23 protein-coding genes are annotated in these 25,735 nt (G+C 64.4%); 13 read left to right on the forward strand and 10 right to left on the reverse strand.

Annotation, left to right across the window (positions count from 1 at the left end; translation table 11 throughout):
- Positions 1 to 2 precede the first annotated feature (2 nt).
- A complete protein-coding gene (locus tag VGH98_15240; GenBank protein HEY2377330.1) occupies positions 3 to 341 on the reverse strand; it encodes a PadR family transcriptional regulator in 339 nt (112 codons plus the stop codon).
- Between the two features lie 106 nt (positions 342 to 447).
- Positions 448 to 771, reverse strand: coding sequence for a hypothetical protein (locus VGH98_15245; protein HEY2377331.1), 324 nt, complete (start codon positions 769 to 771; stop codon positions 448 to 450).
- A gap of 423 nt (positions 772 to 1,194) precedes the next feature.
- Here VGH98_15245 and VGH98_15250 point away from each other — a divergent pair, with 423 nt between their 5' ends.
- A complete protein-coding gene (locus VGH98_15250) occupies positions 1,195 to 1,929 on the forward strand; it encodes a hypothetical protein (GenBank protein HEY2377332.1) in 735 nt (244 codons plus the stop codon).
- A gap of 4 nt (positions 1,930 to 1,933) precedes the next feature.
- Here the strand turns inward: VGH98_15250 and VGH98_15255 are convergent, their stop codons facing one another.
- Positions 1,934 to 4,681: an ABC transporter permease gene (locus VGH98_15255; GenBank protein HEY2377333.1), complete on the reverse strand. Its 2,748-nt coding sequence runs from the start codon at positions 4,679 to 4,681 to the stop codon at positions 1,934 to 1,936.
- Positions 4,681 to 5,058 carry a helix-turn-helix transcriptional regulator gene (locus tag VGH98_15260; protein HEY2377334.1) on the reverse strand — a complete coding sequence of 126 codons (378 nt, stop codon included), beginning with the start codon at positions 5,056 to 5,058 and terminating at the stop codon, positions 4,681 to 4,683. Before VGH98_15260 ends, VGH98_15255 begins: the two co-directional genes overlap by 1 nt.
- Before the next feature lie 504 nt (positions 5,059 to 5,562).
- Between VGH98_15260 and VGH98_15265 the strand changes: the two genes are divergently transcribed.
- The 4 genes from VGH98_15265 (at position 5,563) to VGH98_15280 (ending at position 9,884) form a co-directional block, all read left to right on the forward strand.
- Positions 5,563 to 5,865: a hypothetical protein gene (locus VGH98_15265; protein ID HEY2377335.1), complete on the forward strand. Its 303-nt coding sequence runs from the start codon at positions 5,563 to 5,565 to the stop codon at positions 5,863 to 5,865.
- Positions 5,866 to 5,894: 29 nt separating this feature from the next.
- Positions 5,895 to 6,200, forward strand: a complete 306-nt coding sequence (locus VGH98_15270) for a hypothetical protein (GenBank protein HEY2377336.1) — start codon at positions 5,895 to 5,897, stop codon at positions 6,198 to 6,200.
- 98 nt (positions 6,201 to 6,298) lie between these two features.
- Complete coding sequence (locus tag VGH98_15275; protein ID HEY2377337.1) at positions 6,299 to 8,107, forward strand: ABC transporter ATP-binding protein; 1,809 nt, start codon at positions 6,299 to 6,301, stop codon at positions 8,105 to 8,107.
- Positions 8,091 to 9,884 (forward strand): ABC transporter ATP-binding protein, encoded by a 1,794-nt coding sequence (locus tag VGH98_15280; protein ID HEY2377338.1) that lies wholly within the window; start codon positions 8,091 to 8,093, stop codon positions 9,882 to 9,884. Before VGH98_15275 ends, VGH98_15280 begins: the two co-directional genes overlap by 17 nt.
- Before the next feature lie 128 nt (positions 9,885 to 10,012).
- Here VGH98_15280 and VGH98_15285 read toward each other — a convergent pair whose 3' ends face one another.
- Entirely contained in the window at positions 10,013 to 10,876 is an 864-nt protein-coding gene (locus VGH98_15285) for an aminoglycoside phosphotransferase family protein (GenBank protein ID HEY2377339.1), read from the reverse strand.
- A gap of 159 nt (positions 10,877 to 11,035) precedes the next feature.
- On the opposite strand from VGH98_15285, the gene VGH98_15290 reads away from it, so the two are divergent.
- Positions 11,036 to 11,227: a hypothetical protein gene (locus VGH98_15290; protein ID HEY2377340.1), complete on the forward strand. Its 192-nt coding sequence runs from the start codon at positions 11,036 to 11,038 to the stop codon at positions 11,225 to 11,227.
- A gap of 39 nt (positions 11,228 to 11,266) precedes the next feature.
- Here VGH98_15290 and VGH98_15295 read toward each other — a convergent pair whose 3' ends face one another.
- Together VGH98_15295 and VGH98_15300 are read right to left on the reverse strand one after the other, a co-directional pair.
- Positions 11,267 to 11,719, reverse strand: coding sequence for a YetF domain-containing protein (locus VGH98_15295; GenBank protein HEY2377341.1), 453 nt, complete (start codon positions 11,717 to 11,719; stop codon positions 11,267 to 11,269).
- A 24-nt stretch (positions 11,720 to 11,743) separates the two neighbouring features.
- Positions 11,744 to 12,286: a hypothetical protein gene (locus VGH98_15300; protein ID HEY2377342.1), complete on the reverse strand. Its 543-nt coding sequence runs from the start codon at positions 12,284 to 12,286 to the stop codon at positions 11,744 to 11,746.
- Between the two features lie 249 nt (positions 12,287 to 12,535).
- On the opposite strand from VGH98_15300, the gene VGH98_15305 reads away from it, so the two are divergent.
- A complete protein-coding gene (locus VGH98_15305; GenBank protein ID HEY2377343.1) occupies positions 12,536 to 13,102 on the forward strand; it encodes an inorganic diphosphatase in 567 nt (188 codons plus the stop codon).
- Positions 13,103 to 13,162: 60 nt separating this feature from the next.
- On the opposite strand, the gene VGH98_15310 is transcribed toward VGH98_15305, so the two are convergent.
- Positions 13,163 to 13,315, reverse strand: coding sequence for a hypothetical protein (locus VGH98_15310; protein HEY2377344.1), 153 nt, complete (start codon positions 13,313 to 13,315; stop codon positions 13,163 to 13,165).
- Between the two features lie 335 nt (positions 13,316 to 13,650).
- On the opposite strand from VGH98_15310, the gene VGH98_15315 reads away from it, so the two are divergent.
- Both VGH98_15315 and VGH98_15320 read left to right on the forward strand, forming a co-directional pair.
- Positions 13,651 to 16,422 carry a UPF0182 family protein gene (locus VGH98_15315; protein ID HEY2377345.1) on the forward strand — a complete coding sequence of 924 codons (2,772 nt, stop codon included), beginning with the start codon at positions 13,651 to 13,653 and terminating at the stop codon, positions 16,420 to 16,422.
- 85 nt (positions 16,423 to 16,507) lie between these two features.
- Complete coding sequence (locus tag VGH98_15320) at positions 16,508 to 17,557, forward strand: fatty acid desaturase (GenBank protein HEY2377346.1); 1,050 nt, start codon at positions 16,508 to 16,510, stop codon at positions 17,555 to 17,557.
- 5 nt (positions 17,558 to 17,562) lie between these two features.
- Here VGH98_15320 and VGH98_15325 read toward each other — a convergent pair whose 3' ends face one another.
- Both VGH98_15325 and VGH98_15330 read right to left on the reverse strand, forming a co-directional pair.
- On the reverse strand, positions 17,563 to 17,979 hold the full coding sequence (locus VGH98_15325) for a response regulator (GenBank protein ID HEY2377347.1): 417 nt from the start codon (positions 17,977 to 17,979) through the stop codon (positions 17,563 to 17,565).
- Positions 17,980 to 18,129: 150 nt separating this feature from the next.
- Complete coding sequence (locus tag VGH98_15330) at positions 18,130 to 19,008, reverse strand: NAD(P)H-binding protein (GenBank protein ID HEY2377348.1); 879 nt, start codon at positions 19,006 to 19,008, stop codon at positions 18,130 to 18,132.
- A 182-nt stretch (positions 19,009 to 19,190) separates the two neighbouring features.
- Here VGH98_15330 and VGH98_15335 point away from each other — a divergent pair, with 182 nt between their 5' ends.
- The 4 genes from VGH98_15335 to VGH98_15350 all read left to right on the forward strand — a co-directional run bounded on the left by VGH98_15335 (position 19,191) and on the right by VGH98_15350 (position 25,725).
- Positions 19,191 to 19,532, forward strand: a complete 342-nt coding sequence (locus VGH98_15335; GenBank protein ID HEY2377349.1) for a PadR family transcriptional regulator — start codon at positions 19,191 to 19,193, stop codon at positions 19,530 to 19,532.
- On the forward strand, positions 19,529 to 22,186 hold the full coding sequence (locus VGH98_15340) for an ABC transporter permease (GenBank protein HEY2377350.1): 2,658 nt from the start codon (positions 19,529 to 19,531) through the stop codon (positions 22,184 to 22,186). The genes VGH98_15335 and VGH98_15340 overlap by 4 nt, the downstream gene beginning before the upstream one ends.
- Before the next feature lie 76 nt (positions 22,187 to 22,262).
- Positions 22,263 to 24,953 (forward strand): ABC transporter permease, encoded by a 2,691-nt coding sequence (locus VGH98_15345; GenBank protein HEY2377351.1) that lies wholly within the window; start codon positions 22,263 to 22,265, stop codon positions 24,951 to 24,953.
- A gap of 139 nt (positions 24,954 to 25,092) precedes the next feature.
- A complete protein-coding gene (locus VGH98_15350) occupies positions 25,093 to 25,725 on the forward strand; it encodes an NfeD family protein (GenBank protein HEY2377352.1) in 633 nt (210 codons plus the stop codon).
- The last annotated feature ends 10 nt before the right edge of the window (positions 25,726 to 25,735 follow it).

Consider the following 25,735-nt stretch of genomic DNA (forward strand, 5'->3'; position numbering starts at 1 on the left):
GGTCAAGCCGGTTCTGCGCGTAAGACTTTCGCCACGGCGGCTACGTATTCCTGCCAGTTGGCCGCCTCGCTGCGCAATGCACGGCGCCCAGCTGCCGTTAGGCGATAGAACTTCGCGCGTTTGCCTTTCTCGGAGAGTCCCCACTCGCTCTCGACCCAGCCACGCTCTTCCATTCGATGCAACGCCGTGTACAGCGCACCGTCGATCACGCTGAGGCTTCCGTCGGATGAATCGCGGATGAATCGAGCGACCGCGTATCCATGCTGTGGTTTGCCAGCCAGCGCCCGGAGTACGAGGACGTCGAGGGTACCCTGCAGAAGTTCCAGTGCGTTGGACGGCATGATCCATCATACCCTCAACGTTTGATTGAATCAAGTGTTGAGGCTATTGAGCCCAACCGCGCCGGAACATCGCGGCGGCACCGGCGCCGCCGCGACGTGCAGCGGTCTAGCGGCGGTCGCCGCGCGCCGACTCGCGACTTCGTCCGTTCTTGTCGTGCGATCCGTGCGAGGTATGTGAAGGCCGATGCACCGGCGTCTTCACATCGTGCCTTGCAACGCGCGACGGTGCCTGTTGATGGTCGTTCGCGCGCGTCGGCGCCGGATAAACTCGATGCGTCCAGCCATTATCCGCCGACTTCGCGAGGTGTTTCACCGTCGACAGTGTCGTCGAAACACTGGGCGGATCAATCGTTGCGGCGCTCGCGGTGCGCATCGCTCCAAGCGATGCAATCGTGGCCAGCGCGCCCGCAACAATCATGAGCTTTCTCATATCTCCTCCGAATAGTCCGTGCGGCCGAATCTCTTCAATCATCGTGGCCGCATGAAGTGAGACGCCGGCGACTGGCAAAGGATCCGCGCCCAATCGCCAACAACGCAGGAATGTTACGAATGGCGGTTTATGCGTCCCGAGTGGAGCTCAATGCGCGCCTGCGACAAGAGAGCGGCAGCCGCCGAGCATGCTTCATCGCACGCTGCTCAGGCTGTGATAAGTACACGACGCACGATTGATGCAGCTAACTTGAACACCCGAGGCCATTGTGGAGGAACGCGAGTTATGGCGACGAGGAAAGGGCGCAAGAAAAAAAAGAGGCCGGCGACGGCTCGCTCGGCAGCCGCAGCGAAGACAAGGCGCCGATCGAAGGTGGCCGCGAGCCGTAGTACTCGAGAGCGTATCCGCGATGCAATTCGCATCGTGCCCATTGCGGCGCCGAAGGAGCTCTTTCCCCACGTCGCCAGCGTTCCTGCCGCGCCGCCACCATCGCTCACGTATCGTGGTGGTCCGCTCCTCGCAGCCGTCCAGGTCTTCACGTTGTACGTCGGCAACGCCTGGTCGAGTCCTCAACAAAAAGCGCTCGCCGCGAAGCTCGACGCATTCTTCACGTTCATCCTTACGAGCCAACTGATCGACCAACTCGGCGAGTATGACGTCCCGAATGTCACGATCGAGCACGGCAAGTTTCTCGGCAGTACGACACTCTCGTCGATCGCGCCGCCCGCGAGCGTCACGGACGCGTGGCTTCAGGAAACACTGCAGCAAGCGATCGGCGCGGGAGCGCCGGTTCCACAACCTGGGCCCAACATCCTGTACTTCCTCTATCTTCCACCGGGCATCACGCTCGTGCAGGGCGGTGCGCGCTCGTGCCAGGCGTTCTGCGGGTACCATGACAGCATCGGTACGTCGACGTGTTATGCCGCGATGCCGTATCCGAACTGTGCCGGCTGCCTCGGCAATCTGTCGGCGCTCGATGCACTGACGTCGACAAGCTCCCACGAGCTGTGCGAGGCGATCACCGATCCTGTTCCCGGCACCGGTTGGTACGACGACACAAACGGCGAGATCGGCGATATCTGCGCCTGGCAGACGCGGAAACTCGGCGCCTACACGGTGCAGCTCGAATGGTCGAACGATCAGCAGCGCTGTCTATGAGCCGCTAGTCGCGACGAAGTGCCTCCAGGGGATCGATCGACGCGGCGCGCCGCGCCGGGATCCAGCTCGCGAGCGCCGCAATCGCCAGAAGTGTCAGGCAGGTGCCACCGAGCGCCAGCGGATCCGTCGGACTCACGTCATAGAGAAGCCCGCGCAGGAGGTGCGTGGTCGCGAGCGCGCCGGCCAGCCCGATGCCTACGCCCAACAACCCAAGGCGCAATCCCTGTCTCGAGATCATCCCGCTCACCTCGCGTGGCTCGGCGCCGAGCGCCATCCGCACGCCGATCTCACGCTGACGGAGACTCACCGTGTAAGCCATGACGCCATAGACGCCCAAAGCACCGAGCAACAAGGCGAGCGCACTCGCGAGCGCCAGTAACGAGAGTGTAATACGCGCACGCGCCGTCGCCGCCGCGACGATCTCCGTTAGTGGATGCTCATCATACGTCGGGAGCGACCGGTCGAGTGAATGGACGAGCGTCCTCACCGTAGACGCGACCGTGGCCTCGTGACCTCGCGCATCCACGAAGAGGGCGACATAGCGCGGCGTGCCGGCCATGCCTGAATCGGGCAAAGCGAGCGGATAGTACGCCGCCTCGGAAGCCGGCTTGTCGAGCGCATCGTAATGCACATCGCCTACTTCGCCGACGATGGTGAGCCACGCGCCCGAGATCGCGGGCCGCAATCGTTTGCCAAGCGGACTGCCGTTCGGCCAATACCGCTCGGCGAACGCGTGGCTGACGATCGCCTCACTCGATGGGCGCGCCGGATCGGCCTGGCTGAAGGTTCGCCCCGCAAGCAGCGGAATCTTCATCGTCCTGAAGTAGCCTCCGTCGATCACGAGCGTCGTGTGTACTCGTGGCACCGCGTTCAGGGGCACAGGATGATCCTCGACACTCACGACATTCGTGTTCGCGTCCGGCGTCAATGGCACGAGGTCACTGAGAGAGGCGGAACGGACGCCGGGCAGCGCGCGCAGGCGCTCGAGCAGTTGGTTCTCGAACAGGATCACCGACGCATAGCTTTTGTAGCTCGCCTGCGGAAGGACGATCCGCGCCATGATCACCCCATTGGGGTCGAAGCCGGGGCGCACGTCGCGGAGCCGCGCAAAACTTCGCGCGAGGAGACCGGACGCCGCGACGAGGATCAGTGCGAGCGCGACCTGCGCGACCACGAGTGCGCTGCGAAGGCGTTGGCGCGCGGCACCGGCCATGCCGCCGCGTCCCGCTTCACGCAACACGATCGCGACGGGAATTCGTCGCGCCCGAAGGACGGGCACGAGACTCACGACGACCGCGCAGAAGAAACTCACGCCAAGAGCGAACAACAACACGCGCGCGTCGACGCTCACTTCCTCGAGACGCGGCAACCCCAGCTCGCCACCCGAGACTCTCGCAAAGCGGACACCGATCTCCGCCAACAAAACGCCTAACGCGCCGCCGGCGAAGGCGAGGACGATCGACTCGCTCAAGGGTTGAGTCATCATACCCGCGGTGCCGGAACCGAGCGCGCCGCGCACGGCCAGCTCGTGCTGCCGGCTCTCGCCACGCACCAGGAAGAGGCTCGCCACGTTGGCGCAGGCGATGACCAACACGAGCGAAACGCTTCCCAGGAGGATCCAGAGCAGTCGCGACGCATCACCGACGAGGTAATCGCGCAGCGGCGTGACGACGGGTTCGACGCGCGCAGCTGCCCACATCGCCGGCGGAATGCCGCTGGCGAACTCCTCGAGGATGTGCGGCAGAATGCGTACGAGATCGGCGCGCGCTGTGACCGGTGTTTCGCCAGCGCGCAGTCTTGCGACACTCGAGTAATTGAAGCTCGTCACGGCCGCCGTCGCCGCGTCGAGTGGTACGGGGTACCATATCTCCGGTGCGGAATGGATGAAAACAAAATCGCGCGGCATCACGCCAACGATCTCGCGCGACACGCCGTCGATAAGAATGCGCTTTCCCACTACCGATGGATCACCGCGGAAGAGCCGCGTCCACAGTCGATGCGAGAGCATCGCCACAGGCGGCGCATTGATCCGATCTTCGCCGGCGTGAAAGTCGCGGCCCAACTCCGGCGCAATGCCGAAGACGTCGAAGAGGTTGGCCGTGACCATCGCCGCCGAGACGCGCGACGCCGGTCCCGGGTCGTCGGCCGGCGGTGAGACGTTGACGTCGCGGTCGCGCCATCCCGCGCTTCCTTCAAATGCGGTTGCGTGACGCTGATAGTAGAGCAGCCCGGCGTCGGACTGATCGACGGTTGTCAATCCAGCCACTTGAACGGTGTGCGTGATCTCGACGAGTCGATCCGGCTGGCGGTAGGGCAGGGGCCGCAGCAGGACCCCGTTCACGACGCTGAAGACCGCCGTCGTTGCACCGACGCCAAGTGCCAGGACGACAACCGTTGTGAGGGCGAAGCTCGGCGCACGCCGCAGCCGGCGAAACGCGACACGGAGCTCGGCAAGCCGCAGCGATCCGGAGAGTGCGGACATTAGAGTATCCTCATCATGATCACCGCGGCGTACCAGGCGAGCAACGCTCGCCATACGCTCGGCCGCGCCTTGGGTTATGACGTCGTTGACCGCCGCGAGCCAGAATGCCGTTGCCGACACACCCAACTGCGCGGCGCTCCGACGTTCGTCGCGAAAGGTCTCGATCAGATCCTGCTTGAATGCGCGTCGAAATCGCGCCGGATAGAGATGGAGCAGGGCGCGATAGAATCGCTCGCCGCCGTTGAGGGGCGGCATCCTGAAGTCGGCCATCAGGCGAGCGCGGGACCACCGCGGAGCGCGGCGTGTGCGGCCGCGGCGAGCGTCGCCATGCGGTCGGCTTCTGCCGCGATCGCTCGACGGCCGAGTGACGTGATTCTATAATAGCGGCGCCGTTCGTCGTCGGCGTCGGCCGCGGGGCGCCGCTGCGATTCGACGACGAATCCATCTTCGAGCAGGCGCGCGAGGAGGCGATAGAGCGCGCCGGCCTGGAGCTCGACGCGACCGCTCGAGCGGTCGGCGGCCTCGCGCATGATGGCGTAGCCGTGGCGCTCACCGTGCAACAGGACGAACAGCACGTAGAACACATCGGGCTTGAGCGGGAGGAACTGCTCGGCGCTCCGCGGCGACGAGGTGCTATTCAGGGACATTATAGACACTCTGTCTATAGGTGCCCCGTATGTAGCGCTGGCGGTGCAGGGATGTCAAGCACCACTTTTGCCGAAGCGCGCGAGCTCGAGGCTCGAGAAATGAGCGGTGAGATCCGGCCTACTCCGTGAGGCGCTGCCGGCATCTCACCCACGACGTCGAGCCCAGCTCCGAGCGACGAGACGGCAGCGACGAGTTTCGAGATCGAGCTCCAGATGCGAGATGGCTCGCGGCTCGAGCTCAATCTCGCACCTCGTTGCTGCCTTCTCGTGGCTCGCAGCTGGGCTCGCGGATGGCGGGTGAGATGCCGGCGTGCCACATCGAAAAAGCGGGATCTCATTACTCACGTCTCGCTTCTGAAGCTCGACCTCGAGAATGTGGCGTCGCCGATCGCTCTGTGGCGATGCCTGTACCTATCGAAATGGCGAGTGAAGCTTGCGGCCGGACTAACCGTATGTAACTCAATAGCGGGACTGCCGGGCTCGCGCCCCATACTGGAGTGAACGATGAATGAAGAGATGCTTGTTGACCTTCTGGTTTTTGGTGGACTGATGGCGACGCTCGGGTGCGCGATGAAGCTCCTCCTCATCAGGCTCAATCGCCGCAAATCGCCCTTGCCGGAGAGCAGCGTCGCGACCATCGAGGAGATTGGCCAGCGACTTGCCCGGATGGAGCAGGCGATGGATGCGACGGCGATCGAAGTCGAGCGGATCAGCGAAGCGCAGCGATTCACGACGAAGCTACTGGTCGAGAGAGGTCACCAGGGACCGGGCGACGCCTCTCGCGCCAGAGTCATCACACCGCATTGAGCGGCACATCGAGTACAAGGGAATCCTCCATGTCCGAGCACAGGAATTATTGTGAGTTTACGGACTCCGCTGGCGTCCGGTGGAAGGCATACCGGGTCGAGCCGCAACGGGTGTCAGAAGCGCTGGAGCGGCTTCGCAGCAGTCTGTCGTCGGACCTGAGCGAACGGCGTCAGGCGTGGCTGCTCTTCGAGTCGCCTAACGACAGACGACGTCTGTCGCCCGTTCCCGACGGGTGGGATGAGAATGCCAGCGCCATACAGCTCGAGCAGTGGTGCGGATCGGCGGACCGCATCCCCCCTGCTCCCGAGCGACGCGAGGACGATCGGCGCACTTGATCCGGGGCTGAGAACCGATCTGGACTACTCTTCACCTGTTCGCGCCCAGATCGATTCTACCTACGAGCACACATGTCAGGCCCAACGTCCGATCAGCAATGCTGCGATCGATCACTGAACGCAAAGAGTGGAAATTCTTCAGCATCCTGCCCAAGGCTGATGCTCCACTGGCGACGGTCTGGTGGACGGTGCTCCTGGTGCGCGGCATTCTGCCGGCGGTTTTCGCAATCGTTATGGGAGTGCTCGTCTCCGCCGTGCAGGGCAGGGCTCCGCTCGGCGCACCGCTGACAATCGCCGGGCTCGTATTCGTCCTGCTGCAAATTCTTCCCCCCGTCCATACGGCGGTTGGTTGGAATCTCGGCGATCGCACCGCTGCGTGGCTGTACGATCGGCTCACGGAAGCGTGTGTCCGCCCACCCGGCATCGCGCACCTGGAGGATCCGGAACTCACCAGCGATCTGACCGTGGCGCGCGACTTCGACCTCGGCATGACCGGGCCGCCGCTCAGCATCTCGATGGATTTCATCGCCAGCGGTATGACGGAGATGATCGGTGGTGTCGCATCAGCGGTCATTCTCTTTGGATTTGCCTGGTGGGCGCCTCCAGTGCTCGTCGGCGCGTGGCTCGCCACGCACTGGCTCCTGCGCGAGAGCGCGGTCTGGCACGACCGTAACACGCCCGAAGTGCGTGCCGCGCAGCGCGACGCGGAGTACGCCTACCGGCTCGCGGTCGATCCACCGGCGAGCAAGGAACTGCGGCTCTTCGGGCTCGCGGGTTGGACGCTCGAACGCTTCATTGCTCGCCGCACGACGCTCCACCGGTTGCAATACGAGGCGACGCGCCTCCGCGAACGGTCCGTTGTTTGGAGTCTGCTCATCGTCATCGCCGGCAACATAGCGGTGTTCTGGGCGCTGGCGCACGCGACGGCGATCGGCCACCTAACGACTGGTGCGCTCGTCGTCTACGCGCAATGCGCCGTGGGGGTCTCGCTCATCGCGTTTGGGGGGTTCAGTTGGGCGCTCGACGGCGCGTCGGCACCCATCGCCGCCGTGCTGCGTCTCGAGACGGCGATGGCGCCCAAAGGCGCGCTGGGCTCCGGCAACGGCGACGCACGCGAGCTGCCCGCGCGCGAGATCCGCTTCCGGAACGTGCGCTTTGCTTATCCCGGCCCGGAGGCGAGCGGACCGATCCTCGACGGCTTCGACCTGACGATTCCCGCTGGCTCGTCACTCGCCATCGTTGGTCAGAATGGCGCGGGCAAGACGACCATCGCGAAGTTGCTCTGTCGCTTGTATGACCCGCAGGCCGGGATGATCGAAGTCGACGGCGTCGACATTCGCGAGCTGGATCTCGCGGGCTGGCGTCACATGATCTCGGCGGTGTTTCAAGACTTCATACGCTTCGAGCTGCCGCTGCGCGACAACGTGGCGCCGAACGGCGCGCCGGATGACAGAATCAACGAGGCGTTGGCGTCCGCGGGCGCGACGCCGCTCGCGCGTCTCGACACGGTCCTGTCGCGAGGATACGCGGGCGGCACCGATTTGTCCGGCGGACAATGGCAACGCGTCGCGCTCGCGCGCGCCTTATGTGCCGTGGCCGGCGGCGCGCGGGTCGTCCTTCTCGACGAACCGACGGCACAGCTCGACGTCCGCGGCGAAGCCGAGATCTTCGAGCGCATCCTCGCCGAGACGGCGCACTGTACGACAATTCTCATCTCGCACCGCTTCTCGACGGTGCGCCTCGCGGACCGCATCTGCGTCCTCGAGCACGGCCGGGTCGTCGAGCTTGGATCACACGACGAGCTCATGGCGAGCGGCGGACGCTATCGCACGATGTTCGAATTGCAGGCCAAACGTTTCGGCGAGACACTGGACGAGGAGGGCGTGACGCATGACGTCCTCACCTAAGCAAGACGATCTGCCGCCGACGCTGTCCTCGATCTGGCGGTTATGCCGTCTGGGACTGCGCTTCGAGCCAGGCTTGATGACGACGGCATTCGTGCTGGCGCTTGTCTCCTCGATACCTGACGCGCTCCTTGCCCTGTGGTTCAAGCTGATGGCGGACGCCGTCGTTGCCGGCAACACGTTCAAACTCGGCCTAACGGCGATCGCTCTGGGTGTCTCTGCCGCGGGCACGTGGTTTCTCCGCACCGTCAGCGCGCGTGTGCAGCGGCGCTTCCGCGACAAGGTGACGATCGCGCTCGAGTCACACGTGGCGCGACTGCAGGCGAGCATCGCGTCGATCGCGCATCAGGAAATTCCCGAGTACCTGGACCGTATCGCGATGCTGCGCGACCAGGTCTTCGTCCTCGACCACATGTATCTCGCGCTCTTCTCTACCGCGGGATGGATTCTGCAGTTGGCGGTCACGATCGCCCTCCTCATGTCGGTGCATCCCGCGCTCGCACTGGTCGGCGTATTCGCACTCCCGACAGTATTCACGTCGATGTGGCGTCCGGGCGTCGAGCGTGCGGCGCAGGAACGCGCCGCACCGTTCAATCGGCTCGCGCGCCACCTCTTCACGATCGCGACAACGGCGTCGCCAGCGAAGGAGATTCGCCTAACGGGGATCGGCCCTCGTATTGTGCGCGAGCGTCGGGCTTCGTGGGAGTCGGGTCACCGCCCGATCGCGGCCGTGCGCTGGTCGTCGATGACGTGGCACGCGTTTGCATGGGCAATCTTCGGCGCCGCATACGTCGCGTCGATCGTCTTCGTGTCTGCCGTGCTGCATGCAACCGCGGGCTCGGTGCTCCTCGTCCTCGCTGCCGGCGCGCGGCTCTCGGCGTACGTCGGCGCAACGGTCGGTGAACTGGGCTTCCTGCGGGGATTCTGGGCGTACGGCGCGCGACGCCTTGCCTGGCTCGAGGATTACGCTGCGTCGGTCGCGTCCGCGACGGACTTGACGGCGCCGTCGCGTCTCGAGCACGGCATTCGCTTCGAGCATGTGTCCTTTGCGTATCCGGGCACGACCCGGCTCGTACTCGACGACATCACGATGGAGCTGCCCGCCGGCGCCGTCGTCGCCGTCGTCGGCGAAAACGGAGCGGGGAAGAGCACGCTCGTGAAGCTGCTCGCCAAGATGTACGAGCCGACGTCGGGCCGGATCCTCGTCGACGACACGCCGCTGTCCCGTATCACGGCGGACTCATGGCGCACGAAGATGGCGGGCGCGTTTCAGGATTTCTTTCGCTTCGAGCTGCGCGCGCGTCAGAGCGTCGGTCTCGGCGATGTGCCGCGCGTCGACGAGAGTCCCGCGGTTGCAATCGCCGTGACACGCGCCGGCGCCGACGACGTGATCGCGCGGTTCCACGCGGGGCTCGACACCCAACTTGGCCCAACGTGGCCGGGCGGAGTCGACGTGAGCTTCGGGCAATGGCAGAAGCTGGCGCTCGCGCGCGGATTCATGCGCGACAAGCCACTTGTGCTCGTACTCGACGAACCGACGGCGGCGCTCGATTCCGAGACGGAGCATGCGCTCTTCGAGCGCTACGCCGCCGCGGCGCGCTCGACGGATGGATGCATAACGATTCTCGTCTCGCATCGTTTCTCCACCGTGGGCATGGCCGATCTGATCGTCGTTCTCCAGGGCGCGCGGCTCGCGGAGATCGGCTCGCATGAGGAGCTGATGGCGCGCGGCGGGCCGTATGCGGAGCTCTATGGCATTCAAGCGGCCGCCTACCGATGAGCTGGGCTCGCTGATGGTGGGTGAGATGCCTGAATGCGACTTCGATGAAAAGGCCGGATCTCTTTACTCACGTCTCGCTTCTGGAGCTCGCCTCGATACGACTAGGTATAACCTCTCCATCGGACGCGTTAGGCATGCCAGAGCCAACGGGCCGTCTCGACGTGTCGCGTGACGGACTCGCCGCCGAACGACCATGCGAGCGTTTGCGCCAGTGCCCAGAGCCGAGCGCGCTCCCGATCGAGGTGAAGCTGCGCCGCGAGGTTGTCCAATCGCCTGACGACCAACGCTCGGCTGTGACCAAGTTCATAACTGCGAATGATCGGCGCGAGCGAGAACTCGCGCTCTCCCACGAGCGGCTTCGGGTCGATCGCCAGCCATGGCTCGCGCGCAGCGCGCAGGATGTTGTCGGCGTGCAGATCCTGATGCAGCAAGACGGGTTCGCCCTGTGTGCCACGGAGTCGCTCGAGGGAATCGAGCGCGTCGTCGAGCAACGCCACCTCGAATGGACGGCCGGCTTGCCCCCACTCCGCGGGCAGCGAGCGAATCCACGTCTCCGCCTCATCCGACAGCGATGTGAACGGCGCGCCGGCAGGAATCCAGAGCCTTGGCAGTAGATGCGAGAGCACGTCGAGCGCTTCGTCGGCACGCACGGTGGAGAGATGCTCACCCGGTTCGCAGCGCTCGATGAGAAGCGCATGGTGCTCGGCGTCGTAATCGAAGAGTTGAACGGCGCCATTCCCGCTCCACAGCCGTAACGCGTCCTGCTCGTGGTCCGATTCACGATGTGGATATTGAATCTTCAACACCGCGGGCGATCCGTCGGGACGAGAAACGCGAAGGACGAGCGAGACATAGGAATGCTCGTAGGGCGCTTCCAATCGCAATCGCCAGTTCTCGACGCACGCCGTCACGCGCGATGGCAGCTCTCTCAGCCACACGCGACCGTCGACGGATGCTTCCATCCAATTGAGTGCTTGTGGAATCGGGAACATGAGAGTGTTCGACGCGGGTAAGCGCGACCGGTTGCCCTACAATGCCCGTGTCACTTGCTCGGGTCCAGGTGCCGGTGCGACTCCGATAGGGCTGAAAGTCGGCACCATCACTCCAGGCGTTGTCATCGTGGCGTCAGTTTCGCGTGATACGTTCCGCTCGTGAACCGGCGCCGTTTCGTCATCGGAGATGAGGAGTGGTCTGTGTATGAAGACGCGCGCCTGGAGGCGCCGCACTTTGGACCGGCGCTCGTCTTCCAGACGGCCGGAAGCGCGCGGCGCGTGCGAACCTATCCCGCGAATTGGCGCGAGCTGCCTGACGAGCAATTGTACGCGCTGAGTTGGTCCCGTTGAGACCGCCGGCATCACTGCCGTAGGCTTCACGCCAACGAGCTACTCGGGCGCACTGGTCTTTGGAATGAGCGCGATCTTGCCATCGCCTTCGAGAATGGCCCATTCGACCTGGTCAAGTTGCTCCAGTCCGACTTTGTGCATCGCCGAGAAAATGTCCTCGGGCGCAATGCGCTCCCGATTCAGATGCTGCTCGATCAGGACGCCACGGCGAACCAGGACAGTGGGCCGCGCCTGAACGACACGCGAGAGCCATCGGAACCGGTAGCTGCCTGCGCTCGTCAGAAAGACGAGAGTAACGAGCGTCGTCGCGCCAATCACCGCATTCGTCATCGAGTAGTCTTGCCGTGTGAGCGCTCGAGAAAAGAGCTGTGGAATGAACAGCAACGTCACGAGCTCGAACGGAGACATCTGCGTCAGTTCCCGTTTGCCGAGCACGCGGAAACAAGCCCAGACAAGCAGGTACACGAATGCAACCCGAAGGACCGTCTCCATCGTTCCTCCGCTTCCGGTTTGTAGTTATGGAAACACGAACGTCGAGATCGCAGCAACCGCGCTATCGCTTCTCGTCGACACGACGATACGCCCCTGATGCCGCCCGTAACGTTCGCCCCAGAGCTCGGCGACCACGAGACGAGCTTCCCCCGGCCGGAGCCGAGTCAGCGCAACGTCGTACGCGATGTCCGGCTCCGGCTCGATCTGCACGGTGGAGAATCGCGTGACGTAGGCGGTGTCGATCCAGACGTGAAGCGTATCGATTACATGTGAGGTGCGATTCCGGACCGTGATGTCGAGCGCCTCGACCTGACGATATCGAAATCGCTCGGGATACACGACATCGACGGCGACACTGGCCGATGTAGTGTGAAGCTCGCCGCGCCGTTCGCCAAAGAGACCCAGCAGAGTGAGAATCGGGACCGCTGCGATCAGCGGTAGCCCAACCCACTGCTTTCGCGTCAAGGCCAGCCGGCGATCGCTCGCCGGCGGATGCGATGGCGTACTCGCGGCGGTCGGGCCGGCGTCATCCGCCTTTGACCTCTGATGCTCCGAGAAATGTGTCATGGCTATCCGCCGATCGGCAGCTGTCTGCATGCGTAGCGGGCAGGTTAGAGACGGCAAGCCGTGTACCGCGTTCCGCGATGGCGGGGCAGCGCGGCGCGGGCGGTCCAATCGTTGCACCGGGGAAGGGAAAGAGCTTGACCTCGCGCCGACGCGTCTTCACGGTCGCGCGACGAATGGCGTTAGGCGCGCCGGAACCGAGTCGCGATAGGCCGCCGATGCCTCGAACCACACATGTCACGCGTTGTCACAATGACCCGTCGCGCTGCCAGGTTATCAGAGCTCGCACCAGTCGATAGCGAGTCCAAATGTCTCAATGTGATCATCGAGACATCGAGAGATTCCCGAACAAAGCTTGCGTACGATCCAGACCGCGATGCCTTTGTCGTCAGATACGTCTTGCCGCAGGGAATGACGTTCCCATTCGATTTCGGCTTCATTCCCTCGACCAAAGGGGCGGACGGCGACCCCCTCGACGTGCTCGTGCTGATGGACGAGCCGGTGCCTGCCGGAACGATCGTACCAGCGCGCCTGATCGGAGTGATCGAAGCCGTTCAGACCGAAAAGGACGGGACAAGCGAGAGGAATGATCGCCTCATCGCCGTCGCCGCCTCCCACGAGATTTTCTCCGATGTCACGAAGTTGTCCGAGGTTCCCGATGCCGTTTCCGACCAGATTGAGCACTTCTTCATCAACTACAACGAGCAAGACGGCAAACGCTTCGAGCCGCAAGGCCGACATGGGCCAAAGCGTGCCGAGACGCTGCTCGAAGCGGGGCGTCGTTCAGCCGGCCGCGTGAAGAGAAAAAAGAAGAAGTAGCGTTGGGCCGGGCTATCGCAACCAGCTCAGGGCATAGAGTTCTTTGTCGGACAACTCTCGTCAGTGTGTGGGATAGGTTCGGACGCGTCGCGCGACCCGGTCGCTTTCGAAAATGAGCACCGGACCTGGGCGCAGGGGTCCGTCTTTCTGCTCCTCTCGCACGGTCCACGTCTCGTTGCCGATGACGAAGTTCGGAACGGCCGCGGGGGTCATTGCTGACCTCTCAAAGGGGCCCGTACGGCATGCATGAACCTCGCCACCGCACCAAAACCGCGCGGGCTGTGTCGAGGCGCTGGACGCCGACGGCCGTGAGTTGCAAGGTGTCGGCGCCAACGAAGATCCGGCTCGGTTGGGGCCTATGACGTTGAGTGTGTACTCATCGCATCGAGTCTGATCACCGACTGCCGCGCGACGGCGGCCGGCAGGGGATACCTCGAAACGTCGCTTCAGGCGTACGACTTGGCGACGCAACATTCGCGAGCTTGAGGAAGGATTGGCTTTCGTTCTGGGCTAGTCAGATGGCTCTCTCGGCGCGATCTTGATTGTCCATGCCCTCCCCGCCAACGGCCTTCCGCCGTAGCATCCCACCCCCGCGCAACCCCCGCCCGGGCCGAATCCTCCTCGGCGTCGCCGCCGCCGTGTTCCTCGGAGTCTTCGTATTCCCGTGGCTCGCGAGCTTCGCGACCGACTGGCTGTGGTTCAACGAGATTCATTTCGAGTCGGTCTTTCTCACATCGCTCGTTGCGCGCGCGCTGCTCTTTGTCGTCACGGGTGTCGTCGCCTTCGTCTTCATCTACGCCAACATTCGATGGGCGCGGCGCGGGGTCGCCGACTTCCCGGCCTTGTTCATGGATCGCGGGGGCGGTGTCCGGGTGGACGTGTCGCGCTTCATCCCCAGGCTGCTGCTTGTCGGTGCGGCGCTCGTTTCGCTCGTCGCGGCGCTGGTAGTCTCGGCTCAGTGGATGCCCGCGCTCATGTTCCTGCACGGTGTGCCGGTCGGCCAGGCCGATCCGCTCTTTGGGCGAGACATTGGGTTTTATCTCTTCCAACTTCCAGCGATCTCCGGTGCGCTTGCCGCGCTCGTCGCGCTCACGCTCGTGGCCCTCGTGGCCGCGACGGCACTCTACGCGACGCGCGGCGCAATCGCACTTCTGCCGCGACGCGTCACGATCGAGCCGCGGCCGGCGCGACATCTCGGCGTGCTGATCGCGCTGCTGTTCGTGCTGTTCAGCGTGCAGCTCTGGTTCGTCGATTCGTCGGCACTGCTCTACTCGACGACGGGTCCGCTCGTGGGCGCGAGCTACGCGGACGTGCACGTGCTGCTCGGTGGCATTCGGCTTTCCGCTGTCGTCGCCCTCCTCGCCGCCGCGCTCGTGATCTACGGCGTGTTGCGCCGGCAGCTCGTCTGGTTCGCGTTCCTGGCACTGGTGGGTTACGTGGCCGTCGGCGTCGTCTTCCGCGGAGTGGCACCGGCGCTCGAGCAGAAGTTCGTGATCGCACCTAACGAGCTAGCCCGCGAGCGACCGTATCTGCAACAGCATATCGCGGCAACGCGCCGCGCGTGGCGTCTCGACAGCGTCGCGACTCGCGATCTCGAGGGCGACGTCCAGCTCTCCATGGCGGACATTCGAGCCAACGCGCCCACAATCGACAACGTGCGCCTCTGGGAGCGCGACCTGCTCAAGCAGACGTTCGGTCAGCTCCAGGAGATCCGGACGTACTATGACTTTGCGACGGTGAACGACGATCGATACGTGATCGACGGCCACTACCGGCAAGTCCACCTCTCGGCGCGCGAGCTGAATCCCGCGTCGCTCCCGACGCGTAACTTCATCAACGAGCGGTTGACGTTCACACATGGGATGGGCGTGGCGATGGCGCCCGTGAACGAGGTCACGGCCGAGGGTCTGCCGGTGTTGTTCATCAAGGATCTGCCGCCGGTGTCGACGATCTCGATCAAGGTCACGCGTCCGCAGATCTATTACGGCCAGCTCACGAACAGCTACGTCTTCGTCGGAACGGGTCAGAAGGAGTTCGACTATCCGGAAGGTGACCGGAACGTCTACACGAACTACACCGGCCGCGGTGGCGTGCCTATCGGCTCGTTTCTGCGGCGCGCGCTCTATGCCTGGCAGCTCGGGTCGACGGACATCCTTCTGTCGTCCTATCTCTCCAGCAACGCCCGCATTCTGTATCGCCGCAACATCGTGGAGCGGGCGCAAGCGGCGTTGCCCTTCCTCGACTTCGATTCCGAGCCGTATCTGGTCGTGACCGACTCTGGCACGCTGAAATGGATTCTCGATGCATATACCTCGAGCTCGAACTGGCCTTACTCCGAGCCGTCGTCGGATGGAGTCAACTATCAGCGCAACAGCGTCAAAGTCGTGATCGACGCGTACGACGGGACCGTGGACGCGTATCTCGTGGACCCGGGTGATCCGATCGTGCGAACCTATGCGGCGATCTTCGGCGCGATCTTCAAACCGCAGAGCGCCATGCCCGGCGACATCCGCGCGCATCTGCGATACCCGGGAGACCTCTTCCGGCAGCAGACCACGCTCTACGCCACCTATCACATGGTGGACCCCGACGCGTTCTACCATCGCGAGGATCAGTGGCAGTATCCCGGCGTAGAGAAGGGAACGCCTAACGAGAATCCCTTCATGCGCCACATCATTTTGCGCCTGCCGGGTGAGACGACTCCGGAGTTCATTTACATGACGCCGTTCACACCGCGCGGAAAGGACAATCTGGCGGCGTGGATGGCCGCGCGGATGGATGGCGCGAACTACGGAAAGCTCGTCGCGTACCGCTTCCCGAAGCAGAGTCTCGTCTACGGTCCCAAGCAGATCGCGAATCGCATCAACCAGGAGACGGACATCTCGCAGCAGCTCACGCTCTGGGACCAGAAGGGGTCGAGCGTGATCCGCGGCGAGCTGCTCGTCATTCCGATCGAGGAATCGCTGATCTACGTGCAGCCGTTGTATCTGCGCGCCGAAGGCGGGACGATCCCCGAGTTGAAGCGCGTCGTCGTCGCGCACGAGAATCGCGTTGCGATGGCGGAGACGCTGGAGGCCGGCCTCGCCGCGCTGTTCGGCGGGGCGGCGCCGGCGCGCACGACAATCGCCGCGACCGATACGGCAGCCGCGGTGCGCTCGCCTAACGTGGGAGTGAGCCCTCCCGCAGGGCTATTGCAGGAAGCGCAGCAGCATTACGACGGCGCGATCACTGCGCAGCGCGCCGGGGATTGGGCAGCTTACGGGCGGGAGATCGAGCAGCTCGGCAAGGTGCTCAAGCAGTTGCGCGCCGGGCGGCCGTGAGCAGCCTGTCTCGCCGACGCCGTGTCACCGATCGACGAGGAAATCGTCGCATACCATCCACCCACCTGTTGCCCGCGGAGCCTTGATGACGGACGTTCTTCCCCTCGCAGTCCCCGATATCCAGAGTTGGCGTCCGCTCGTGGCCCAGTATCAACGCCCGCGGACTGGTCGCGCCGTACTACAACTCGTGACGACGATGATTCCGCTCGCCCTCGTCTTCGCCGCGATGTATCGCTTGCTCGCCGTCTCCTTCTGGTGGACGCTGCTGCTCGCGCTCCCGGCCGCGGCGCTGCTCGTGCGAACCTTCGTGCTCATGCACGACTGCGCGCACGGCTCCTTCCTCGCGTCGCGCCGGGCGAATCAAATCATCGGCGCGATTACGGGTTTGTTGACGCTCATTCCGTTCGAGCACTGGCGGCACGAGCACGGCCTGCACCATGCATCGGCGGGTGACCTCGATCGCCGCGGTCACGGCGACGTGGATACGCTGACGGTGCGCGAATACCTCGCGCGTTCGCGGTGGGGGAGGCTCCGCTACCGCATCATCCGACATCCGGTTGTCTTTCTCGTGCTCGGACCCGCGTTCTTCGTGCTCGACAAGCGAATACCGCCTCGCGGACCGAGCGCGGGGAGGCGCCAGATCATGAGCGTCTGGACGACCAATGCCTCTATCGCGATCGTCGGCGGCTTACTCGCGGCGTTCGCCGGCGCGCGCGTTTTTCTGATCTATCTGCCCGCATACTACGTCGCCGTCGCTGCGGGGCTGTGGCTCTTTTTCGTGCAACATCAGTTCGAGAATACTTACTGGGAGAACCACGAGCAGTGGGACTACGCCACGGCGGCGATTGCGGGAAGCTCCTTCTTCCGGCTCCCTGCCGTCCTGCAGTGGATCACCGGTAGCATCGGATTCCATCACGTGCACCATCTCGGTCCGCGGATCCCGAACTACAGTCTCCAGCAGTGTCACGACGAGAACCCCATGTTCCATCGTGCGACCGTCGTGACTCTCCGACAGAGTTTCTCGGCGCTCCGTCTTGCACTCTGGGATGAAGATGCAGGCCGGCTCGTGCGATTCGCTGGCGTGCGCGACGCGGGCGCCGGCGTGGCCGAAGGGAAGGGAGGAGCTACTAATTAAGGCTGCTAGGACACTCGGCGCGGTCGGCCGCCGGCCCGCCGCGGAACCGATGGCGCCTCCATGAGGTGGTCGACGACGGACAGGAATCGGTCTTCGCCGGACCGCGTCAGTACGTATCCGTCGGCACCGATGCGGAGTGCCCAGTCGCGGTCCGCGCGTTTGCCATGGCTCGTGTACGCGAGGACCTTGGTCCGTCGCAACGCCGGTGATTTGCCAATCACGCGCGCGAGGCAGCGGGACTTTCCGATCCGGAGATACAGTTCCGTGATGACGAGCGCGATCTCGGAGCCATTGACGATGTTCATCGCTGACGTAGCATCGGCGGCTTCGACGACGGTGTAGCCTTTGTCCTCGAGCCGTGTGCGCAGATATGGACTGGAATCGGTTTGCGGTTGTACGAGGAGAATCGTGTTGGAATACATGAATACCTCGGAGTCGAGAGTCGTTGTCCGAATAAAAAAGGGGCCCGCATTGGCAGGCCCCCGAATCCTTCGGATTTGTCCGTGCGACGAGCGCACGATATTGCTGAACGAAAGATAACTCGCGCGGGCTGGATAGCAACGAGGACGCGGTCATCTGAATTGGTCGGCGTGGTCCGTCACCCACTCCCGGAAGCTGCGCGCTGGCCGACCTGTGAGTGAGAGAACGGTGGAAGTCATATACGCCGGAATGCCGACGGATGCCGCCCACGCATTCAGCAGCATGTCCGCGACCGCCAGCGGCACACCGCTGGCAGTTACTGATTCTCGAAAGTCGTTAGGTGTGAGCTCCTCGAATGTGAGTCGCCGTCCCAGCACGTCGCCGATGACACTCACCTGCTCAGCGTGCGTGAGCGCGGCGCGGCCAGTCAGTACATAGTCGTTGCTTGTCCGGCTCTCATCGGCGAGGGCGTGCGCGGCGACGGCGGCGATGTCGCGCTCGTCGATCGGGGCGGACACCGCCGCCGCGTATGGCCAACGCACGACGTCGCCCGAACGGATTTGCGCGGCCCACCACACCAGTGTATTGGACGCGAACATCCCCGGCCGCAAGATCGTCGCCGGCACGCCGGAGCCGACGATCGCGCTTTCGATCGCAGCGTGGAGCCGGGCCATCGGATTTGGCTGCAAGAAGAACGGGTGCGGCGTTTGATGCGGCGACGAGAGAAACACCAAACGCTGCGTGGACTCGGCAATTCGGCCAATGACGGCTGGGATACTCTCTGGGGGCGCGGTCCAGACGACGAAGACCGCGTCCACGTCCCGGAGAGCCGCATCGAGCGACTCCGCAATCGTTAGGTCGCCAACGGCAACGTCAACCCGCGCTGGCATGGCAGCGCGCTCCGGATTTCGCGTCAATGCACGAACCGCAACGCCGTCGTCGAGGAGGCGTGTGACGACGGCTCCGCCGATACCACCGGAGGCGCCAACGACCAGAACACGTCGGATCGAAGTCGGCGACAGTTTCTGCACGGGATCCTCCTCGCGAGTTGACGTCGTAGAAGCTCGGCGATTGACTCGTAGTTAAACGCCGAAAGGAAAGGTATGCGGCCATCGGCGGGAATCGATGTCCGCTCCGGTCCTTGACCCCACCCATTGACGGTCGATGGGTACGTGCACCATAGTTCGTCGATACCTCGACGACTGATGGGTATATGACGCGGCCGACCGATCTGCTCCAAGGCACGCTTGACCTCCTCATTCTCAAGACGCTCTCCTGGGGACCGGCCCATGGATACGCTGTTGCGCGTTGGATCGAGCAGCTCACCGGCGAAGTGCTGCGCATCGGCGAGGGCTCCCTCTATCCCGCGCTCCACCGGCTGGAGGAGCGCGAATGGGTGGCGTCGAGCTGGCAGCTCTCGAGCACGAATCGCCGCACCAAAGTCTACAAGCTCACGACCAAGGGCCGACAGCAGCTCCGCGCCGAGGCGAGCGCGTGGATGCAGTTCGTCGATGCCGTTTATAAAGTGCTCAAGGCGGAGGAGCAGCCCGCATGAGTGAGCGCCGATTGCGCTATTTCGAGTTCTGGCGGCGCGATCCGCGCCGCGACGTCGAGGACGAGATCCGCTTTCACCTCGAAGCACGCATTGCGGATCTGGTGGGGAGAGGTCTTTCACCGGACGAGGCGCGACGCCGCGCGGAAGCGGAGTTCGGCGACGCGCGGGTCGTGCGAGACGAGACGGTGGCCATCGATCAACGCATCATCCGCCGCGGCCGTCGCGCCGAATGGTGGCTCGACGCCATGCGCGATGCGCGGGTCGGCCTGCGTTCGCTCTGGCGCACGCCAACCTTTGCACTTTCGACGATACTGTGCGCCGCGCTAGGCATCGGCGTCACCGCCGCCATCCTGTCGGCGACCTACTCGATTCTGATTCGGCCGCTCCCCTATCCCAACGCCGAGCGGCTCGTCGCCGTGTATAGCGAGAACACCATCCGCGGCTATCACGGCGTGAACATCTCCTGGCCGGACTTCGTTTCCTGGCGGGATGGAACGCGCACGTTCGCATCGCTCGGCATGTGGACGTGGACGACAAAGACCTTGGCGGACGACGCGACCGAAGCCGAGCGCGTATACGGCGCGTTCGTCACGGCGAATCTGTTTCCAACGCTCGGCGTTCGACCGATGATTGGTCGAGCTTTCACGACCGACGAGGAGAAGGAAGGTGGACCGTTGGTCGCGCTGCTGAGCTATCGGCTCTGGCAGCGCCGCTTCGCGGCGGACAGCGCGATCTTCGGGAGACGCATAACGATCGACGGCCGACTCTACGCCGTCGTCGGCGTGATGCCGCCGTCGTTCAACTTCCCGGACAACGGCGACATCTGGCTGCCGTTCACGGTGACGCCGTCGGAGGAAGAGCACGGGAATCGGGGATATGCCGGTGCGATCGGTCGTTTGAAGCCGGGAGTCACGCTCGAGCAGGCGCGCTCCGACTTGCACGCCATCGACGCCGAACTGGTGCGGGAGTTCCCTAACGAGAATTACGGTTGGCGCGCCGAGTTGACTCCTTTGCGCAAGGATCTCGTCGGTGATCTCGAACAGCCGCTCAAGGTCTTCGTTGGCGCCGTCGCGCTCGTGCTCCTGCTGGTGTGTGCCAATCTCGCCAATCTGATGCTCGCGCGCGGAACCTTGCGGTCACGCGAGATTGCCATCCGTAGCGCGCTCGGCGCGTCGCGCCGCCGCCTAACGCTGCAGTTGATCACCGAAAGTCTGCTCATCGCCTGCCTCGGTGGCGTGGTCGGTGTTGGGATCGCCTGGTGGGGTGTTCGTCTCTTGCGATTCGGTTTTCCGGATCAATCGCCGCCCTTCTTCATCTCGCTGACGCTGGATGCGCCCGCCCTCGCCATCGTTGCCGCCCTGACAATTCTCACGGGGATCATGTTCGGAACGCTTCCCGCGCTTCGCGCCGCCCGAGCCGATCCCAACGCGACGCTCCGCGAAGGCTCGCGCGGCGAAGGCGGCTCGACGCGCCGGTCGCGTTTGCGTGGGGCCCTCGTCATGGCCGAGATCGCGGTATCGGTCGTGCTGCTCGTCGGCGCGATGCTGCTCGTCCGCAGCTATCGCCAGCTCGCCGGTACGTCGTTAGGCTTCGACGAGAGGGGCATCCTGTCCGCACACCTCACGCTGCCGACTGCCGAATATCCCGAGCCCTCGCAGGCGAAGGCGTTCTATGACCAGCTCTTCGGCCGACTGCGACAGCTACCCGGCGTTACCGTTGTCGGATCGGCGCAAGGAATTCCCTTCAGCGGCTGGAACGTCCAGGCCGCGGCCACCGTCGAGGGGACCCCACCACCGCGGCGCGGTGAAGAACTGATGGCGCACTATCAGTTCGTCGCGCCAGAATATTTCAAGGCAATCGGTGTCGGTCTCGTGCGCGGTCGGTGGCTCGCCGATGCGGACCGCGATACGCTGAATCCCGTCGTTCTGGTGAACGAGCGGCTGGTCGAGAAGGGCTTTGGCGGACGCGATCCAATCGGCAAGCGCCTCCACATCGGGGGCGACCGCCTGCCCTTTGCTACGGTCGTGGGTGTCGTCCGCGACTTCCGTCATTATCGACTCCCCCGCCCGATGGGGCCCGCCGTTTATTTCTCCTTCGCGGCCTATCCGGCGCGCACACAGACGATCGTGATTCGCACGACGCGCAGCGATCCGCATTCACTAATCCCCGATCTGCGTACGGCGGTGCGAGCGCTGGACCCTCGGCTCGCTCTCTACGAGGTACAAACCTTCGACGAGGCGGTCACGCGGTCGCTCTGGCGTCCACGATTGCAGGAGAACGTCGTGGCGATCTTTGCTGCGCTGTCACTGGTACTGGCCTGCATCGGGCTCTATGGGGTCATCTCGTGCGCCGTTGCGGAACGCACACGCGAGCTTGGTGTGCGCATGGCGCTCGGCGCGACGCGCCGCGATGTGCTCTGGCTGGTGATCGCTCAGAGTGGACGTCTCATGTTTGCCGGCATCGTCGTGGGCGTTGTTGTCGCGTATGTCTCGGTGCGTATTCTCGATACGCTGCTGTATGGTGTCGGAACGCACGACGTGGCGACATTCGCCGCGGTGCCGGTTTTCCTGGCGGCGGTGGCGCTGGCTGCGGCGTTCATTCCCGCACGACGAGCCACGCAGATCGATCCCATCATCGCGATGCGAGGGGAGTAGGCACCCACGCCGTCCTCCTATTGACATCCGATATGGGGAGCCCCAAGCTCCCGTATCGACACTCGATAGGAGAGCCATGGCCGTCCTGCATTGGCTCCGGAGCCTTTGGGCAAATCTCGTCCACCGCGATCACGTCGAGGAGTCGCTCGACGACGAGTTGCGGGCGTACCTCGAGCTCCTCACCGTCGAGTACGAGCGGCGCGGCTATGCACCTGACGAGGCGCGTCGCGCCGCCGCCGTCGAGATCGGCGGGGTCGGCCAGGTGAAGGAGAGTACCCGCGATGTCTGGGCCGGCGACGTCCTCGCCTCGAGCCAGCGCGAGCTTCGCTATACGTGGCGCAGCCTGCGCCGCTCACCGGGCTTCCTCGTCACCGTCATTCTGATCATCGCGCTCGGCATCGGCGCGAACGCGACGATCTTCGGGGTCATCGACGAGCTGCTCTTTCGTCCACCGGCGCACGTGAAGGAGCCCGACCGGGTCGTCCTGCTCTCGATGGCCGTACCCGCTGATCGCGTCGGACAGCAAACGCTCAACTTTCCTGTCTTTCGCACGCTCCGCACGGACTGGCACGCCGTCGACGCCGTCGCCCTCGCCGCGTATGGAACGCTGGAGCTTCCGGTCGGCCGCGGCCAGGGCGCGGAGAACGTACTGGGGCTTCCCGTGAGCGCGAGCTATTTCCCGATGCTCGGCGTCGAGCCGGAGCGGGGCCGCTTCTTCTCGGCCGACGAGGACGCCGAGCCTAACGGCGCTCCGGTCGTCATTATCAGCGACGGCTTCTGGACGCGTCACTTTGGTCGCGCCGCCGACGTGCTCGGGAAGACACTCGACGTCGGCAATCGGCGCGTCACAGTCATCGGCGTAGCGCCTCGCGGCTTTACCGGCACCGAGTTTGGCCGCGTGGATATCTGGTTGCCGATCACGGCGGCGATGCAGCCATTCCTCAACACCAGCCCCGATTGGCAACAGAACGCGCGGGCGACGTATGCGCATGTGTTCGCGCGCATACGGACAGGAGTCCCCTTTGCCGACGCCGCGAGAGAAGCCGATCGCGTCCTCGCGAATGTGTACCCGGATGCGTGGTGGGTTCGCGACCGGAGCGCGCGTCTCACGCCCCTGCGCGCGTCGCGCTCCATCAATCTCGGCACGGAGAACGAACTGCTGATGCTCCTGGCGGGGATGGCGCTCGTCGTGCTCGTGATCGTGATCGCCAACGTTGCCAGCCTGCTCCTCGCTCGCGCGCTGCGCCGGCGTCGCGAGATCGCGGTCCGGCTCGCGCTCGGAGCCTCGCGAACGCAGCTCGTCAGGCTCGTGCTCACCGAGAGTCTCTTTCTGGCGCTCTGCGGCGGGGTCGCGGCCGTGTTCCTCGCGTACTGGTGCAGTCAGGCGATTCGTGGATTGCTCTTCGGTGACGTGGCATGGACGTCGGCGGTCGTCGACTACCGCCTGCTCGTCTTTTCAGCGATCGCGGTCCTCGTCATTGCAACGCTCGCCGGACTCCTCCCCGCGCTCGAATCGACGCGGTCCGAGCTCACGACCGCCCTCAAGGCTGGCGCGCGCGAAGGCGGCGGTCAGCGCACCCGCTCGCGAAGAATCCTCATCGTCGTCCAGGTTGCGCTGTCGACGATGCTACTGGTCGGGGCCGGCCTGTTCCTGCGCTCGCTGCGGAATGTCTCGTCGCTGCGGTTGGGCGTCGACGTGGATCGTGTGCTGTACGGCTCGATGAGCCTGAGCGCGATCGGCGACAAGCCTGACGAGGTGGAGTTGCTCCTGCGCGGCGAGCTGGCGCGGGTCCGCGCGATTCCCGGCATCGCGCACGCCGCTGTCGCGCTGACTATTCCCTTTGGCCCCTCCTTTGGGGCCAACGTCCGTGTGCCGGGCCGAGACTCGCTACCGCCTGGTGATGGGCCATATCTCAATCTCGTTGGCCGCGACTATTTCGCGACACTCGGCGCGCGGATTGTCGAGGGACGCGAGTTCACCGACGCCGATGATGACGGGGCGGCGCCGCGCGTCGTGATCGTGAGCGCTTCGATGGCGCGCCGCGTGTGGCCGGGCGCGACGGCATTGGGCCGATGCATCTTCGTCGGCGAGAAGACGGCCCCGTGCGCGCGCGTCGTCGGTGTCGTGGAGGACGTCCGTCGGCAGCAACTGCTCGACGAAGCGCCGAGTTTCGTGTACCTGCCGTTGGCACAAGCGCAAGTGACGCCAGCGAGCTGGCGGAGCGATCTGTATCTCGTCGCGCGTCCGTCGGGAGAGGCGAGGCGGATGATCGAGCCAGTGCGCCGGGCGATGCAGAGCGCGGCGCCGGGTTTGCCTTACGCAACCGTGCAGGTGATTGCGGACATGCCGGAGGTGATGATGCAGCTTCGGCAATGGCGACTCGGGACGATGCTGTTCGGAAGCTTCGGCGTGCTGGCACTCGTGCTCGCGGCGGTCGGTCTCTTCGGTCTCATCTCGTACAATGTGGCGAGTCGCGTTCACGAGATCGGCGTCCGCATCGCGCTTGGCGCGCGCCGTACGGCCGTGGCGGGGCTGGTTGTTAGGCAGGCGCTCGCCGTGGACGCGATTGGTGTCGCCGCCGGGATTGTGGCGGCGATGATCGCGGAACGGCTCATCGCCTCACTCTTGTACGGCGTCTCGCCCAACGACCCACTGGTGTTCGGCGCGGTGAGCGGCACGATGCTGCTCGTGGGGCTGGTCGCGAGCATTGTCCCTGTGATTCAGGCGCTCTCGGTCGACGCGCTGGAGGCGTTGCGCGCCGACTGAGCCACCGGCGAAAAGACAGGCCCCGCAACTCCCGAGTCGACAAGGCCATAGGGGCCGCTCACGCCAGTGCGACACATTGCCGACTAGCTGTCCGTAGGCTACGATAGCGGCTCGATCAGCGGCCGCTGGAGCCAGCGCAGTGACATCATTCTTCGTAGGCTGTTTTGCGTTCGGGTTGCTGTTTACCGTCGCGACCTTTCTCCTTGGCGCGTTCGGCTCGACGGGCTCGCATGGTGCGCATGGTCTGATCAGCGGACTGACGGAATCGCACGGTTCCGCGCACGACCAGGGACACAGCGGCAATCACGTGTCGCCGTTCAGTCTCAGCACCCTGAGTGCATTCCTGACGTGGTTCGGCGGCGCCGGCTACTTGCTGACGCGCTACTCGCCGTTCGCCACGCTCGCCATCACACTCATGGCGCTCACTTTCGGCGTCATCGGTGGTGCTTTCTTCTTCATCGCGATCGCACGGTTCATCGTGCCGCGATTGACGGTGATGAATCCTGACGATTTTCGTCTGGAAGGCGCTGTCGCGCGTGTGACCACTCGTATTCAGCCCGGTGGTATTGGTGAGATCGTATACGCGTTAGGCGGCACGCGACACGCGAACGGTGCCCGCAGCGAGTCTGGCCAGCCCATCGAGCGCGGCACGCAGGTGGTCATTCTGCGAGTGGAGAAAGGAATCGCCTACGTCGAACCGTGGGCGACGTTCGCGAGCACGCACCAGCTACCTGGCATTGAACCCGACGCGGTCGAGCCGTCCTCGCAATAATCTCACCTTT

The organism is Gemmatimonadaceae bacterium (genome assembly GCA_036496605.1).
Taxonomy (GTDB): domain Bacteria; phylum Gemmatimonadota; class Gemmatimonadetes; order Gemmatimonadales; family Gemmatimonadaceae; genus AG2.